Origin of the sequence: Achromobacter kerstersii (genome assembly GCF_902859595.1) — a bacterium.
Taxonomy (GTDB): Bacteria; Pseudomonadota; Gammaproteobacteria; order Burkholderiales; family Burkholderiaceae_B; genus Achromobacter; species Achromobacter kerstersii.
Map to the genome: position 1 here is coordinate 1 of NZ_CADIJQ010000019.1, position 15,195 is coordinate 15,195.

Here is a 15,195-nt window from a genome sequence, read left to right on the forward strand (position 1 = left end):
AACAGGGTCGACCACCTAAGGGAGCCGCAGAAACTCACCTGTCTCTCGTGGAATGGTAGCTAACCATTCCAGGGCTCAAGATACAAGGGAGCCGAAGGCGGACGAGGATGAGGAAGGGGCAGTCCGGAGCGAAGGCTCCGGACCGCAATCGTGGGCGCGCGCAGTCAGGGCCACCGCGCCGACGGGCGACCTACGAACCCGATCCGCCGCAAGCCACGTACGAACACGAAAAGCAGCAAACCACCGAAGAAGCCGAACCGCCCCAGACCATCCGCAAACTCGATCCGCCCCCAGCCACCCAAAATCTCACCGCTTCAACGACTCCCAACTTTTCATCAGCCGCTTTACCGAAACCGGCATCGGCGTCCGCAGCTCCTGCGCAAACAACGCCACTCTCAGTTCCTCCAGCAGCCACCGAAACTCATCCAATCGAGGATCAGGCGCCCCCTTCAGTGCCGACCGAGCCCGTTGATACTGCGTCACCAGCGGCGCCATTTCGGCAACCAGCTTCGCGTCGCGACCCGGGTCTGCGCGCAGCTTGTCGATGCGCGCCACGGCGGCCTTCAGATACCGCGGATAGTGCGACAGCTGCGCATACGGCGTATCGCGGATGAACATCTTTGGCATCAACGCGCCAATCTGCTGCTGCAGATCCGCGTATGCCGAAGCGTGCGGCTTGGCTTGTGGCAGCTTGCGTTGCAGCGCTGCGTATTCAGTCAGCACCGCCCCAGCCAGCCTAGCCACCTCTTGCGCCAACAACCCCAGACGGCCCTTGCCTTCCGTGCGGCGGGCCTCGAACTGCTGCTCGTTCACCGGCCACGGTTCCGCCAGGCAGGCCTGCCCCAGCGCGCAATCGATGATCTGGTCGCGCAGTTCTTCCTGCGTGCCCAGCGTCATGTACAGCATGCTGATCTTGGTAAGGTCCGCCAGGTTCTTTTCCAGGAATTTCACCTGCTCGCGCAAGCCCAGCCGGAACAGCTTCAACAAACCGGCGCGATGGTGCTTGCGCGCCTCGTCCGGGTCGTCGAACACATCCAGATCGCAATGCGCGCCACGGTCCACCAGCGCCGGATAACCGATGACGGACTGGCCGCGCCGCTTGATCTCCATGATCTCGGGCAACGGCCCGAACGACCACGTCGTCAGGTTTTCATGCGCCAGCGCCTGGGCGACTTGCGTATCGCTGGCCGCCAGTTGCTGGAACGTCGCCTGCGCCTGCTTGCCGAATTCCGCGCGCAGCTGCGCCAGATTTCGGCCTGCCGCCAGCATGCGTCCGTGCTCGTCGACCACGCGGAAGTTCATGAACAAGTGAGCCGGCAACGTCTCTAGCTTGAAGTCGCCCACGGCCGGGCGCACCTGCACCTGGTCCCACATATCCGCAATGATCGCGTCGACCAGACCTTGCTGCGGGTCCGCCTGCCGTTCAAACCAGCGGTCATAGAAACCGGCGGCGTAGTCGGGCAGCGGCACGCAATGGCGGCGCAGCTTTTGCGGCAGCGACTTCAGCAGCAGATGAACCTTTTCCTTCAGCATGCCCGGAACCAGCCACTCGCAGCGGGCCGGGTCAATCTGGTTCAACGCGAACAGCGGCACCGACAAGGTCACGCCGTCACGCGGCGAGCCCGGTTCGAAGTGGTAGTCCAACGCCATCGACACGCCCTGCCATTCCACCTTCTTGGGGAACACATCGGTCGTGACGCCGGCGGCTTCGTGGCGCATCAGCTCGTCGCGGGTCAGCATCAGCTTCGCTGCCGCCGCCTTGTCCAGGCTGGACACCCACTTTTCCAGCGACGTCGTCTGCGAGATATCGGCGGGCAGCTGGCGGTCGTAGAAGGCGAAGATCAGTTCGTCGTCCACCAGAATGTCGGGGCGGCGCGTCTGATGCTCAAGCTTTTCGATGCCGGCAATCAGCTTGCGGTTGTGCGCCACAAACGGCAGCCGCGTGTCGATCTCGCCCGGCACCAGCGCCTGACGAATAAAGAGTTCACGCGCCTGCGTCGGGTTGACCCGGCCGTAATGGATGCGACGGCCCGTGTAGATCGTCAGCCCATACAGCGTGGCGCGCTCATTGGCCACCACCTGCCCGGCCTTCTTTTCCCAACGCGGGTCTGACCAGTTTTTGCGGATCAGATGGGCGCCCACCTTTTCCAGCCACACCGGGTCGATCCGCGCCACGCAGCGCGCATACAGGCGCGTCGTTTCGACGAGTTCAGCCGCCATGATCCAGCGCCCGGCCTTCTTCACCAGGCGCGAGCCGGGGTGGATATGAAAGCGGATCTCGCGGGCGCCTTGGTAGTGGCCGCCCTCGTCGCTCTTGAAACCGATATTGCCCAGCAAGCCGGACAACAGCGCCAGATGCAATTGTTCGTACGTCGCTTCCGCCTGATTGACGCGCCAGCCCTGCTCGCCCACCAAGGCAGACAGTTGCGTGTGCACGTCGTGCCATTCACGCAAACGGATCGGCGACAAAAAATTCTGGCGCAGCAGATTCACGAGTTTGCGCTGCGACGCCTTGTGCTGCACCTGCTCGCCGTACCAGCGCCACAGTTTCAGGAAGGAAATGAACTCCGACTTGTCATCGGCGAACTTGGCGTGTGCGGCCTCGGCCGCTTCGCGCTCCTGCATGGGGCGGTCGCGCGCGTCCTGCACCGACAGCGCCGACGCAATGATCAGCATTTCCGACAGGCACTGGTGTTCGCGCGCGGCCAGAATCATGCGGCCGATGCGCGGGTCCACCGGCAGCTTGGCCAATTCGTGGCCGGTTTCGGTCAGCACGAAAGACGCGCCAGTGCGCGTGGTATCCGCGTCGTCGTCCGCCGCCGACGCCAGCTCAATCGCGCCCAGCTCTTGCAGCAAGTGGTAGCCGTCGGCCACGGCGCGCCCAGGCGGCGCTTCCACAAACGGGAACTGCTCGATGTCGTCCAGCTTCAGCGCCTTCATCCGCAGGATGACGGACGCCAGCGACGAACGCAGCACTTCGGGGTCGGTGAAGGCGGCGCGGTTATTGAAGTCCAGCTCGTCATAGAGCCGGATGCACAGACCTGGCCCCACCCGGCCGCAACGGCCGGCGCGCTGATTGGCCGACGCGCGGCTGATCGGTTCGATCCGCAGCTGTTCGACCTTGTTGCGCCAGGAATAACGCTTGATGCGCGCCAGGCCGCTATCGACCACGAAGCGGATGCCCGGCACCGTCAGCGACGTTTCCGCCACGTTGGTGGCCAGCACGATGCGCCGCGCGTTGGTACGCGGGTGAAAAATCTGCTCTTGCTCGGCCTGCGACAAGCGCGCATACAGCGGCAGCACCTCGGTGCCGGCGGGGTGGCGCTTGCGCAAGGCTTCGGCGGATTCGCGGATTTCGCGTTCGCCGGGCAGGAACACCAGCACGTCGCCCGGGCCATGGCGCGCGCACTCGTCCACCGCGTCGACGATGGCGTCGATCAGGTCGCGTTCCTCGTCGCCCGACATGCGCTCGCGGTCACGGTCGCGGCCCGGCTTGGCGGCGGGCGCGGTGTCGTCCTCGGCCATTTCCTCGCGCACGGGGCGGTAGCGGACCTCGACCGGGTACAGCCGGCCCGACACTTCGATCACCGGCGCGGGCTTGTCTTCGGACGCGGCAAAGTGTTTGGCGAAGCGCTCGGCGTCGATGGTGGCCGACGTGATGATCAGCTTCAGGTCCGGGCGGCGCGGCAGCAACTGCTTCAGGTAGCCCAGCAGGAAATCGATGTTCAGGCTGCGTTCGTGCGCCTCGTCGATGATGATGGTGTCGTAGCGGCGCAAGAGCGGATCGCGCTGCGACTCGGCCAGCAGAATGCCGTCCGTCATCAGCTTGATCGACGCGTTCGGACCGGTGCGGTCGTTGAACCGCACCTGATAGCCCACCACTTCGCCCATCGGCGAGTTCAGTTCTTCGGCGATACGCTTGGCCACCGACGTCGCCGCCAGGCGGCGCGGCTGGGTATGGCCGATCATCTTCTGGCGGCCACGGCCCAGCTCCAGGCAGATCTTGGGCAGCTGCGTGGTCTTGCCCGAGCCGGTTTCCCCGCTGACGATCACGACCTGGTGGCCGGCGATGGCGCGCGCAATCTCCTGCCGCCGTGCGCTGACGGGCAGGTCTTCGGGGTAGGTCACCACGGGGATGGGGCGCTCGGGCCGGGGCGTGCCACGGGACTCGTTCCGGGGCGCTTTCTGGCCCCCGGATTGCGGCGCCGGCGTTCTGGGCGCCCGCGGGCTGGAGGATTCAGGCATGTAGGATTTATCCAATTAGCCCGACATTATAAATTTCTGGCGATTTCGCGCCTGGGCCATCCGGCCACTCGCAGCCCGTGCCCAAATGCCGCCGCTACAGCAGCTTGCCCGGGTTCATCAGCTGGTTGGGGTCCAGCGCCCGTTTGATCATCAGCATCAGATCCATTTCCACGGGCGACTTGTAGCGCCGCAGCTCGTCGCGGCGCAACTGCCCCACCCCGTGCTCCGCGCTGATGCTGCCCCCGCGCTGCGCCACCAGATCGTGAACGCGGCGGTTCAGCGCGGCCGTCAATCGGGCGTGTTCCGCGGGCGCGGTGTCCAGCGGCAACAGCACGTTGTAATGCAGATTGCCGTCGCCGATATGGCCAAAATTCACGATGGGCAGATGGGGAAACTCAGACATCAGCGCCAGGTCGGCCTCTTCCACAAAAGCCGCCAACCGCGAAATGGGCACGGCGATGTCGTGCTTGACGGCCTTGCCCGCCCGAACCTGCGCCTGCGAAATGCCTTCGCGCAATCGCCACATCGATTGCGCCTGCGTGTCGTTCGTGGCAATCACGCAACCCTGAATCACGCCGGCTTCAAGCGCCGCGCCCAGCGCGGATTCCAGCATGGCCGGCAGACCGGACGGCTCGGTGTCGGACAGTTCCAGCAACGCATAGTACGGATGACGCTCGCTCAGCGGATTGACCGCGCCGCTGACATGGGCCACGACCAAGTCCAGGCAACGCGCCGACATCATTTCGAACGCGGTCAGCCGGTCTCCACAGGCCGTCTGCAAACGCGTCAGCAGGCTGACCACCTGCTCGGGCGAGTCCGCCCCGACCCACGCGGTGGCCCGGCCCGCCGGCGCGGGAAACAGCTTCAGCATGGCGCCCGTGATGATGCCCAGCGTGCCTTCCGAGCCGATGAACAGGCTTTTCAGGTCGTAGCCGGTGTTGTCCTTGCGCAGCCCGCGCAAACCGTTCCAGACCCGGCCATCCGGCAACACCACTTCCAGGCCCAGCGTCAGATCGCGCGTATTGCCGTAACGCAGCACCGCCGTGCCGCCGGCATTCGTGGCCAGGTTGCCGCCGATGGTGCAGCTGCCTTCGGAACCCAGGCTCAGCGGAAATAGCCGCCCCACCCCGCGCGCGGCCTGCTGCACGTCGGCCAGCAGCACGCCGGCATCGGCGCAAAGCGTGTTGTTGACCGGGTCCACCTCGCGGATGCGCTTCATGCGATTCAGGCTCAGGATCACCTGCGCGCCGCTCGCGTCTGGCGTTGCGCCGCCGCTCATGCCCGTGTTGCCGCCCTGCGGCACCACCGGCGTACGGCTCTGGTGGCACAACCGCATCACCGCCGAGACCTCGGTGGCATTGCGCGGACGCACCACCACGGGCGTGCCGCCTTGCCATTTACCCAGCCAATCCCGCACGTAAGGCGCCTGCCCTTCCGCATCCAGCACCAGCCCGCTATCGCCCACCAGATGCGATAAGCGTTCGATCAATTCCGGGTTGCGCATGGGGGCCTCAGGCGCCGTGCCAATTGAGCCGGATTCGGCCGATGGCCATGGCGGCGGCCGCCTGCGTCGGCTCGACCACGGGCACCCCCAGTTCGGCTTGCAGCCAGCCGCGGTAGTCGGCCATGCCGGCGCAGCCCAGCACCAGCACGTCGGCCAGGTGCTCGTCGCGCAGGCGGCGGCCCACTTGCAGCAGCCGTTCGCGGGTGCGGGCCACGTCGGACAATTCCACCACGGCCAGGTCCAACGGCAACTCGGCGGCCACGCGCACCGACAGCCCGGCTGCGCCAAACAGCCGGCCGTGGCGCGGCAGCGACTGGCGCAGGATGGCGATCACGCCCACGCGCTGGCCCAGCGTCAGCGCGGTCAGCATGCCGCATTCGCTGATGCCCAGCACGGGTTTGGCCGTGACTTCGCGCACGGCGTGCAGGCCCGGGTCGCTGAAGCAGGCGATGACGTAGCCCGCCGCAGCCGCGCCATACTCGGCGTCCAGTTCGCGCACGCGCCGGGCCAGCGGCAAGGTCACGCTTTCCACATCCATCTGCGTCTGCACGCCGGCCGGGCCTTCGGCCAGCGTCAGGCATTGAATGCGGGGGCCGCCCGCCATCCGCAAGGGTTCAAGCGCCGCATCGAAGGCGTCCGTGACGGCCTGGGTGGAATTCGGGTTGATGACAAAAAGGGTCTGTTCCATCAGGGGCTTTTCCATCAGGGTCTGTGCCATCCGTCCTGGGCGAGCGACTGGGCAAGGGATTGGGCAAGGGATTGGTCAAAATACGGCGTCAGTCTAGCTGCGCCGCCGCATAAGCATCCAATGTCAATTTGTGCGCTGCCCTTAACCCTTTGTTATGCTTTTGCGACCCCACCCCAGCGTGTGCGCCATGCAACTGAACTTGCGACAAATCGAGGTATTCCGCGCGGTCATGACGACCGGCACGATCAGCGGAGCAGCCAAACTCTTGTTCGTTTCGCAGCCCGCCGTCAGCCGCCTCTTGTCGCACACCGAACAGCGATTGGGGTTTGCCCTGTTCGAACGCATCAAGGGCAGGCTCTACCCCACGCCCGAATCGCGCCAGTTGTTCCGTGAGGTTGAAGCGGTGTACGCCGGCGTGCGGCGCGTGGGCGAGCTGGCCTCCGAACTGGCCGAACGCCGCAGCGGCATTTTGCATCTGGTGTCCAGCCCCAGCATCGGCCACATGCTGATTCCGATGTCCATCACGCGTTTTCGCGAAACGCATCCCGACGTGAAGATCACGTTCCAGCCGCTGACCCAGCAGCCCCTGACGCAGATGCTGCTGGATAACCGCGCAGAGCTGGGCGTAGTGATTTTGCCTGTCCAGCACCCCAACCTGCTCACGCAAGCCATTGGCCAGGCGCGCCTGGTCTGCATCTGCCCGTACAACCATCCGCTGGCGCACCGCTCGCTCTTGTCCATCGCCGATCTGCTGCCGTATCCGCTGATTTCGTACGGCGGCGACACGCCCTTTGGCATGCTGGTTGAACAGATGTACCAAGAGGCCGGACACACCCGCCGGCTGGCGGTGGAAGTCAGCTCGCCGCAGAACGCGTGTTCGCTCGTGCAAGCCGGCGCCGGCATCGCCATCGTGGACGAATTTTCGGTCAAGAGCCGCACGCAGGGAGACTTCGTCGTGCGTCCGATCAACCAGGCAAAGATCCTGACGGCGAACCTGGTGCAATCGCGATTCGAACCCCTGTCTCAGCTGGCGCAAGCCTTCGTGGATGTCTTGCGGCACACGCTGCAAGAACAGGGTTTTGAGCTCTCGAATCCCGTCCAGGCAAACCCTGCCCAGGGTAAACCTTGACTTAACTGGGTGTTATACCCAGGCAATAAAAAAGCAAGTGGAGTTCTAAAACATCCGCATTAGGATGACATCCGAAACGCTGTTTTCGCTTTCGGTTTTCACGCATCCTGACGGAGAGATGATGGCTGACTCCATCGACGCCAAAGGCGTCTTCACCATTTGCCCCACGCCCTTTGACGACGCCCTGAAGGTGGATGCCGACAGCATCCGCACGCTGGTCGATTTCCTGTTGGAAACGGGCGTGACTGGCCTGGCCATCCTGGGATTTCTGGGCGAGCTGCACAAGCTGTCCAACGCAGAGCGCCGGCAGGTGCTGGAGACCTTCGTCAACCATACCGACGGCCGCGTGCCGGTGTGGGTAGGCGTGCGCGCCCACGGCATCGCAGGCGCCATCGAGCAGGCGCGGGAAGCCCAGGACATGGGCGCCGCCGCCGTCTTCGCCGCACCGCTGGACAACGCCAACGACGCGCTGCTGTTCGACTACTACAAGGCGGTTGCCGACGCCGTGAAGATTCCGGTCGTGATCCATGACTTTCCGGACTCCTTCGGCACCGAGATCCGCCCCGAAGTCGTGGCGCGGCTGGGCCGCGAAGGCGGCGTGCACATGATCAAGATGGAAGAGCCGCCCGTCGCGCAAAAGATCAGCCGCATCCGCGAACTGGTGCCTGACGAAGACATGAAAATCTTCGGCGGCCTGGGCGGCGTGTACTTCCTGGAAGAGCTGCAACGGGGCGCCGTGGGCACGATGACGGGGTTTGCGTTTCCCGAAATCCTGGTGGCCATCTACGAGCGCTACGCACGCGGCGACAAGGCCGGCGCCGCCGCCATCTTCGACCGCTATTGCCCGCTGATCCGCTACGAATTCCAGCCCAAGATCGGCCTGGCGCTGCGCAAGTATGTGTACCAGCGCCGCGGCGCCATCAAGAGCTACGCCTTGCGCGCGCCCGGCATGCGCATCGACCCGGTTACCGCCGCTGAACTTGAAGCCACCGTTGCGCGTGTGGGCCTGTCGCTGGCCGCCACCGGCCGCCAAGCCGTTCAAGACTAAAGGGGTTCGACATGGATTTGGGAATCAAGGGCAAGCGTGCGCTGGTGTGCGCGTCCAGCAAAGGGTTGGGCCTGGCCTGCGCGTGGTCGCTGGCGCGCGAAGGCGCCGACGTGGTGATGGCCGCGCGCACCGCCGCCACGCTGGATGCGGCGGCCGACGCCATACGCAAGGATACGGGCGCGACCATCGTCACCGTGGCTGCCGACGTCACCACCGAAGCAGGACGGCAAGCGCTGCTGGCGGCCTGCCCCGAGCCCGACATTCTGGTCACCAATGCCGGCGGCCCCAAGCCGGGGGATTTTCGCGAATGGTCACGCGAGGACTGGATCGCGGCGCTGGACGCCAACATGCTGACGCCGATTGCGCTGATCCGCGCCACGGTAGACGGCATGATCGCGCGCCGGTTCGGCCGCATCGTCAACATCACGTCGGCCGCCGTGAAGATGCCCATCGACATTCTTGGCCTGTCCAACGGCGCCCGCGCCGGCCTGACGGGTTTTGTGGCGGGCCTGGCGCGCCAGACGGTGCGGCACAACGTCACCATCAACAACCTGCTGCCCGGCCCGTTCCTGACCGACCGTCTTCGCCAGACCGCCGAGCGCGCCGCGCGCGACGGCGGCAAAACCGTGGATGACGTGCTGGCGGCAAGACTGGCCACGGTGCCTGCCGGCCGCTACGGCGACCCGGCCGAATTCGGCGACGCCTGCGCATTCCTGTGCGGCGCCCGCGCCGGTTTCATGACCGGGCAGAACCTGGTGCTGGATGGCGGCATCTACCCCGGCACGCTCTGACTCCTTCTTACCCTTGCAGCCCCCCATGACCGACACCGCCCCCTTTGACCTGACCATCCGCAACGGCCGCATCAGCACGGCCACCGACACCTTCACCGCCGACATCGGCGTGCGCGATGGCGTGATCGCGGCGCTGGGCCAGGGCCTGGCGCCCGGCAAGCGGGACATCGACGCGGCCGGCCGCTGGGTGCTGCCCGGTGGCATCGACAGCCATTGCCACGTCGAACAGCTGTCCGGCATGGGCATCATGTGCGCCGACGACTTCTACAGCGCCACCGTGTCGGCCGCGTTCGGCGGCACCACCACCATCATTCCGTTCGCGGCCCAGCATCGCGGCAACCTCTTGCCCGACGTCGTTTCCGACTACGCCCGCCGCGCTGCCGAGAAGGCCGTCATCGACTACGGCTTTCACCTGATTCTGTCGGACCCGACCGAACAGGCGCTGCAACACGACCTGCCCGAACTGATCCGCAACGGCATCACCTCGTTCAAGGTCTTCATGACCTATGACCGCTTGAAGCTCGACGACTACCAGCTGCTGGACGTGCTGGAAGTGGCCGACCGCGAAGGCGCGCTGGTGATGGTGCATGCCGAGAACAACGACATGATCCGCTGGGTGGCGCGCCGCCTGGCCGAACGCGGCATGACCGCGCCCAAATACCATGCCGTGGCCCACACGCCGCTGGCCGAAAGCGAAGCGACCAACCGCGCCGTGACCTTGGCGCGCATGATGGACGTGCCGATCCTGATCGTGCACGTGGCGGGCCAGGAAGCGGTGCGCGTGGTGCATTCGTCGCAGGCGCTGGGGCTGCCCATCCATGCTGAAAGCTGCCCGCAATATCTTTTCCTGACGGCGCAAGACATCGACCAGCCCGGGCTGGAAGGCGCCAAGTTCTGCTGCAGCCCGCCGCCGCGCGATCCGGCATCGCAAGAAGCCGTGTGGCAAGGGCTGATCAACGGCACGCTGCAACTGTATTCGTCGGACCACGCCCCCTACCGGTTCGACGCCAGCGGCAAGTTGCCCAAGGGGGAAGACACCACGTTCAAGGATGTGGCCAATGGCGTGCCCGGCCTGGAAGTGCGCATGCCGCTGCTGTTCTCCGAAGGCGTGCTGGGCGGCCGCCTGAGCATCGAACGCTTCGTCGCGCTGACCGCTACCAACCACGCCCGCACTTACGGCCTGTACCCGAAGAAAGGCACGATCGCGGTGGGCGCCGACGCCGACATCGCAATCTGGAACCCGGAACGCGAGGTCACGATCGGCACCGCCATGCTGCACGACAACGTGGGCTACACGCCCTACGAAGGCAAGACGGTGCGCGGCTGGCCGGAAGTGGTGATCAGCCGCGGGCGCATCGCCGTTGAAAACGGCGAACTGCAAGTGGCGCGCGGCAGCGGCCAGTTCATCAAGCGCGGCACGCCGGAACCTGTGCTGCGCCAGCGTTTGAACGGCAACCCGGACGCGCTGGTGCGCAAGTACTTCAGCAGTGCCAGCCCCAGCGCCGCCCCTTCCAACACGTAACGCGCCCGCCAACTCCAACGAATAAGGAACCCCTGATGAGCAAACGTCCCTTTGGCCTGGCGGTCGCGCAGATGGGCCCGGTGCAGCCTGACGAAACTCGGCGCCAGGCCGTGGCCCGGCTGCTGGCCATGATGCGCGAGGCCCATGCGCGCGGCGCGAAGCTGGTGGTGTTTCCGGAGCTGGCGCTGACGACGTTCTTTCCGCGCTATTGGATGACCGAAGAAGAGGCCGTGGCCCGCTACTTCGAAAAGGAAATGCCGGGCCCCGATACCCGCATCCTGTTCGACACCGCGCGCGAGCTGGGTATTGGTTTTTATCTGGGCTATGCCGAAGTTGCATCCGACGGGCGCCGGTTCAATACCAGCATTCTGGTTGATACGAACGCGCGCATCGTCGGGCGCTATCGCAAGATTCATCTGCCGGGGCACAGCGACCACAAGCCGCAGGCGCCGTTCCAGCATCTGGAAAAGAAATTCTTTGAAGTCGGCAACGAAGGCTTCAACGTTTGGGAAACCCTGGGCACACGCATCGGCATGTGTCTGTGCAACGACCGCCGCTGGACAGAAGCCTGGCGCGTGCTGGCGCTGCAAGGCGCCGAGGTCGTGGCGCTGGGATACAACACGCCGTCATTGAATATCCACTGGAATGAACCGGTCCACTTGCGCATGTTCCACCACCTGCTCAGTTTGCAGGCCGCCGCGTATCAAAACGCGGTGTGGGTGGCGGCGGCAGGCAAGGCCGGCGTGGAAGACGGCAGCCACCTGATCGCCGGATCAGCCATCGTCGCGCCCACGGGCGAGATCGTGGCGCAGGCACAGGGGGAGGAGGATGAGGTGATTTTTTGCCAGGCTGACCTGGCATTGGGAGACACCTTCAAGCAGCACATCTTCAACTTCGCCGCCCATCGGCGCCCGGAACACTACGGCTTGATTCTTGAGCGCGTGGGAGCCGGGCCGGCGCTGGGCAAGACGCCTCTTCCCTAAAGGACCCGCCATGAACCGCAACTCCCGCATTTTCTCGTTCGCCAGCCGCTGTGGCCTGACCCTGCTGCTGGCCGGCGCTGGCCTGGCGCACGCTGCCCAACCGCTGACGACAGGCGTGGACGCCACCTTTGCGCCGCACGCCATGCCCAAGCTGGGCGGCGGCCTGGACGGCTTCAACATCGAACTGGGGCAGGCGCTGGCCAAGCAGCTGGGCACCACCATCACCATCGAAGGCACCGAGTATGCCGCGCTGATTCCGGGGCTGAACGCCAAGAAGTATGACTTCGTGCTGGCGCCCACCACGGCCACTGAGGAACGCGCCCGCGCGCTGCTGTTTTCCGAGGGCTACCTGAACACGGACTACACGTTCGTGATCGCCAAGTCCGGTAAGGACATCTCGGGGCTGGACGACCTGAAGGGCCGCAAGCTGGCGGTCAACAAGGGTTCGGCCTACGAGAACTGGGCGCGCGACAACGCCGCCAAATACGGCTTCAAGTACGACGTCTATGCGTCCAACGCCGACGCCGTGCAGGCGGTGCAATCCGGCCGCGCCGACGCCAACCTGGCCGGCAATACGGTTGCAGCCTGGGCCGCCAAGCAGAACCCGGCCGTGCGCACCAGCTACACCATCAAGACGGGGCTGGTCTGGGCGCTGGCGTTCCGGCTGGACGACAAGGAAGGCCGCAACCGCGTGTCGTCCGCGCTGAAGTGCCTGAAGCAGGACGGCACGGTGTCCAAGCTTGCGCAGAAGTGGTTCGGCTTCACGCCCCCGGCAGGCGCGGCTGCGGTGACGGTCACCCCGGGCCAGGGCGTGCCGGACCTGCCCGGCTACGACGCCACGCCCGTCGAACTGCGTTGCAGCTGAGCCCGCGCCCGCCCACCAGGAGCCACACGATGGACACGCCTATCCTGAAAATCGCCGGGCTGCACAAGTCCTACGGCGACAACGCGGTGCTCAAGGGTATCGACCTGGAAGTCAAACGGGGCGAGCTGGTCTTCATGATCGGCCCGTCCGGCTCGGGGAAAAGCAGCCTCTTGCGCTGCTGCAACCGGCTGGAAGAGCCCACAGCCGGCAGCATCCATGTCGATGGCGATGAAATCACCGCGCCCGCCGCCCCGTTGAACCGCATCCGCCAGAACATCGGCATGGTGTTTCAGCACTTCAACCTGTACCGCCACATGTCGGTGCTGGGCAACATCACGCTGGCGTTGCGCAAGGTGCAGAAGCTGGCGCGGGCCGAGGCGGACCGGCGCGGCATGGAAGCGCTGGACCGCGTCGGCCTGGCCGACAAGGCGTCGTCGTTTCCGGATCAGCTGTCTGGCGGCCAGCAGCAGCGCGTGGGCATTGCGCGGTCGCTCGCGCTGCGGCCCAAGGTGGTGCTGTTTGACGAGCCCACCAGCGCGCTGGACCCTGAGCTGGTGGGCAGCGTGCTGAACGTCATGCGCGAATTGAAGAAAGACGGCATGACGATGATGGTGGTCAGCCACGAAATGGGATTCGCCAAAGCGGCGGCCGACCGCGTCGTGTTCATGGACGGCGGCGTGATTGTCGAGCAAGGCCCGCCGCAGGACGTCTTTGGCGCCCCCCGTCAACCCCGCACGCAGGCATTCCTTGCCCGCATGGCGGAACATGCCGCCTAGCGCGCAGCTGGTACGTATTCCATGGATCTGAAAGCCCTGCTGTTTTCTTTCTTCAACGCGGAAGTCGCCTGGCGGTATTTGCCGGACATCCTGTCCGGCATGTGGATCACGCTGCAACTGGGGGTGGCAGTGGCCGCCACCGGTGTCGCGCTGGGCCTGGTGCTGGCCGTGGTGCGCGCGCTGCGCATCCGGCCGCTGAACTTCCTGATCATCTGCTTTGCCGACATCCTGCGCGCCTTGCCGCCGCTGGTGGTCATCATGCTGCTGTTCTTTGCGTTCCCGTACATCAACCTGTCGATGTCGGCCTTCATGGCCTGCTGGCTGTCGCTGTCGCTGGTGCTGGCGGCGTTTGCCGAAGAGATCTTCTGGGCCGGCATTCTGTCGGTGCCGCGCGGCCAGGCCGAAGCCGCCCGCTCCACCGGCCTGAACTGGCTGCAAAGCATGGTGTATGTGGTGATGCCGCAAGCGATGCGGCTGACGGTGGCGCCGCTGACCAACCGGGTCATCGCCATCACCAAGAGCACGGCGCTGGGGTCGGTGGTGGGCTTGAGCGAAGTGCTCAACAACGCGCAGTCGGCCAGCAGCAACGCGGGCAACGCCACGCCGCTGACGCTGGCGGCCATCGCCTGCCTGCTGATCTTTCTGCCCGTGGTGATTCTGGGACGATGGACCGAAACCCGCTTCAAGTGGAAGCACTGAGGGACGCGCTGAGCGGCAGGCCCAGGCTTGCGCCAATAAGCACCATCACCCGCACACGCACACGCACACGCTAGACAACACAAGGTCGCGGGCCAGCATCAAACCGGCCACGCGCGCCAAGGGGAATGGCATGGATGAAATCCTGCAGAACTTTTTCAATCTGAATATCTACAAGAATGTCGCGCCCTACCTGCTGCAAGGCTTGGGGCGCACGCTGTTGCTGTCGGCGATGGTGATTCCGGTGGGGCTGGCCTCCGGCCTTTTGATCGGCGTGCTGTCGATCACGCTCAAGCGGCGCTGGGCGCGGGTGCTGCTGGCGGTTTACATCGATTTTTTCCGTGCGCTGCCACCGCTGGTGCTGCTGATCTTCATCTACTTCGGCGCGCCGTTCCTGGGCCTGGACCTGCCCAAGCTGCTTGCGGTGGCCATCGGCTTCATGCTGAATAATTCTTCTTATTATGGCGAGGTGTTCCGAGCCGGCCTGGAGAGCGTGCCGCGCGGCCAGATCGAAGCAGCCCGATCCACCGGGCTGTCCAGCTGGCAAACGCTTTGGCATGTGCAGATTCCGCAAGCCACGCGCAATGTCATGCCCGATCTGATCAGCAACACGCTTGAAGTGGTCAAGCTGACCACGCTGGCCAGCGCCGTGGCGCTGCCCGAGCTGCTGCGGGTGGCGCGCGACGCCCAGTCGCTGGTCTACAACCCGTCGCCGATTGTGCTGGCCGCGCTGTTCTACCTGATCCTGCTGTGGCCGGTGGTGCGCCTGTTGAGCCGGCTGGAGCACCGGCATCTGCCGGGGCACTGAGACGGGACAGTAAGACTGGACACCAAGACGGGGCACTAAGGCGGGACACTAAGACCCGCCACTCAGACTCGTCACTCAGACCCGTCACCAAGACGGCCGTGGGCGGCGCGCAACAAATCCTGTCACGCGTTGCAACGGTG

The 15,195-nt window shown here is 65.2% G+C and carries 12 protein-coding genes; 9 read left to right on the forward strand and 3 right to left on the reverse strand.

Annotation, left to right across the window (positions count from 1 at the left end; translation table 11 throughout):
• Positions 1-306 precede the first annotated feature (306 nt).
• The 3 genes from hrpA to HV765_RS30435 all read right to left on the reverse strand — a co-directional run bounded on the left by hrpA (position 307) and on the right by HV765_RS30435 (position 6,437).
• A complete protein-coding gene (gene hrpA, locus HV765_RS30425) occupies positions 307-4,245 on the reverse strand; it encodes an ATP-dependent RNA helicase HrpA (protein WP_054428101.1) in 3,939 nt (1,312 codons plus the stop codon).
• 94 nt (positions 4,246-4,339) lie between these two features.
• A complete protein-coding gene (locus HV765_RS30430) occupies positions 4,340-5,749 on the reverse strand; it encodes an FAD-binding oxidoreductase (RefSeq protein ID WP_175171982.1) in 1,410 nt (469 codons plus the stop codon).
• 7 nt (positions 5,750-5,756) lie between these two features.
• Positions 5,757-6,437 (reverse strand): aspartate/glutamate racemase family protein, encoded by a 681-nt coding sequence (locus HV765_RS30435; protein WP_175171984.1) that lies wholly within the window; start codon positions 6,435-6,437, stop codon positions 5,757-5,759.
• A 187-nt stretch (positions 6,438-6,624) separates the two neighbouring features.
• Between HV765_RS30435 and HV765_RS30440 the strand changes: the two genes are divergently transcribed.
• From HV765_RS30440 to HV765_RS30480, 9 genes are all read left to right on the forward strand, one after another.
• A complete protein-coding gene (locus HV765_RS30440; RefSeq protein ID WP_054428104.1) occupies positions 6,625-7,566 on the forward strand; it encodes a LysR family transcriptional regulator in 942 nt (313 codons plus the stop codon).
• Between the two features lie 121 nt (positions 7,567-7,687).
• Positions 7,688-8,614: a dihydrodipicolinate synthase family protein gene (locus tag HV765_RS30445; protein ID WP_175171986.1), complete on the forward strand. Its 927-nt coding sequence runs from the start codon at positions 7,688-7,690 to the stop codon at positions 8,612-8,614.
• 11 nt (positions 8,615-8,625) lie between these two features.
• A complete protein-coding gene (locus tag HV765_RS30450) occupies positions 8,626-9,405 on the forward strand; it encodes an SDR family oxidoreductase (RefSeq protein ID WP_054428105.1) in 780 nt (259 codons plus the stop codon).
• 25 nt (positions 9,406-9,430) lie between these two features.
• Positions 9,431-10,927, forward strand: coding sequence for a dihydropyrimidinase (gene hydA, locus HV765_RS30455; protein WP_054428106.1), 1,497 nt, complete (start codon positions 9,431-9,433; stop codon positions 10,925-10,927).
• A 35-nt stretch (positions 10,928-10,962) separates the two neighbouring features.
• Positions 10,963-11,910 carry an N-carbamoyl-D-amino-acid hydrolase gene (locus tag HV765_RS30460; protein WP_054428107.1) on the forward strand — a complete coding sequence of 316 codons (948 nt, stop codon included), beginning with the start codon at positions 10,963-10,965 and terminating at the stop codon, positions 11,908-11,910.
• 10 nt (positions 11,911-11,920) lie between these two features.
• Positions 11,921-12,775 (forward strand): transporter substrate-binding domain-containing protein, encoded by an 855-nt coding sequence (locus tag HV765_RS30465; protein WP_054428108.1) that lies wholly within the window; start codon positions 11,921-11,923, stop codon positions 12,773-12,775.
• 29 nt (positions 12,776-12,804) lie between these two features.
• On the forward strand, positions 12,805-13,551 hold the full coding sequence (locus HV765_RS30470; protein WP_054428109.1) for an amino acid ABC transporter ATP-binding protein: 747 nt from the start codon (positions 12,805-12,807) through the stop codon (positions 13,549-13,551).
• A 21-nt stretch (positions 13,552-13,572) separates the two neighbouring features.
• On the forward strand, positions 13,573-14,250 hold the full coding sequence (locus HV765_RS30475; protein ID WP_233214170.1) for an amino acid ABC transporter permease: 678 nt from the start codon (positions 13,573-13,575) through the stop codon (positions 14,248-14,250).
• A 130-nt stretch (positions 14,251-14,380) separates the two neighbouring features.
• Positions 14,381-15,055, forward strand: a complete 675-nt coding sequence (locus HV765_RS30480; protein ID WP_054428110.1) for an amino acid ABC transporter permease — start codon at positions 14,381-14,383, stop codon at positions 15,053-15,055.
• The last annotated feature ends 140 nt before the right edge of the window (positions 15,056-15,195 follow it).

What these genes read in the sequence shown, in the direction of transcription:
- hrpA (WP_054428101.1), bottom strand. Translation starts at nt 4,245, where the DNA reads ATGCCTGAATCCTCCAGCCCGCGGGCGCCCAGAACGCCGGCGCCGCAA.
- HV765_RS30430 (WP_175171982.1), bottom strand. Translation starts at nt 5,749, where the DNA reads ATGCGCAACCCGGAATTGATCGAACGCTTATCGCATCTGGTGGGCGAT.
- HV765_RS30435 (WP_175171984.1), bottom strand. Translation starts at nt 6,437, where the DNA reads ATGGAACAGACCCTTTTTGTCATCAACCCGAATTCCACCCAGGCCGTC.
- HV765_RS30440 (WP_054428104.1), top strand. Translation starts at nt 6,625, where the DNA reads ATGCAACTGAACTTGCGACAAATCGAGGTATTCCGCGCGGTCATGACG.
- HV765_RS30445 (WP_175171986.1), top strand. Translation starts at nt 7,688, where the DNA reads ATGGCTGACTCCATCGACGCCAAAGGCGTCTTCACCATTTGCCCCACG.
- HV765_RS30450 (WP_054428105.1), top strand. Translation starts at nt 8,626, where the DNA reads ATGGATTTGGGAATCAAGGGCAAGCGTGCGCTGGTGTGCGCGTCCAGC.
- hydA (WP_054428106.1), top strand. Translation starts at nt 9,431, where the DNA reads ATGACCGACACCGCCCCCTTTGACCTGACCATCCGCAACGGCCGCATC.
- HV765_RS30460 (WP_054428107.1), top strand. Translation starts at nt 10,963, where the DNA reads ATGAGCAAACGTCCCTTTGGCCTGGCGGTCGCGCAGATGGGCCCGGTG.
- HV765_RS30465 (WP_054428108.1), top strand. Translation starts at nt 11,921, where the DNA reads ATGAACCGCAACTCCCGCATTTTCTCGTTCGCCAGCCGCTGTGGCCTG.
- HV765_RS30470 (WP_054428109.1), top strand. Translation starts at nt 12,805, where the DNA reads ATGGACACGCCTATCCTGAAAATCGCCGGGCTGCACAAGTCCTACGGC.
- HV765_RS30475 (WP_233214170.1), top strand. Translation starts at nt 13,573, where the DNA reads ATGGATCTGAAAGCCCTGCTGTTTTCTTTCTTCAACGCGGAAGTCGCC.
- HV765_RS30480 (WP_054428110.1), top strand. Translation starts at nt 14,381, where the DNA reads ATGGATGAAATCCTGCAGAACTTTTTCAATCTGAATATCTACAAGAAT.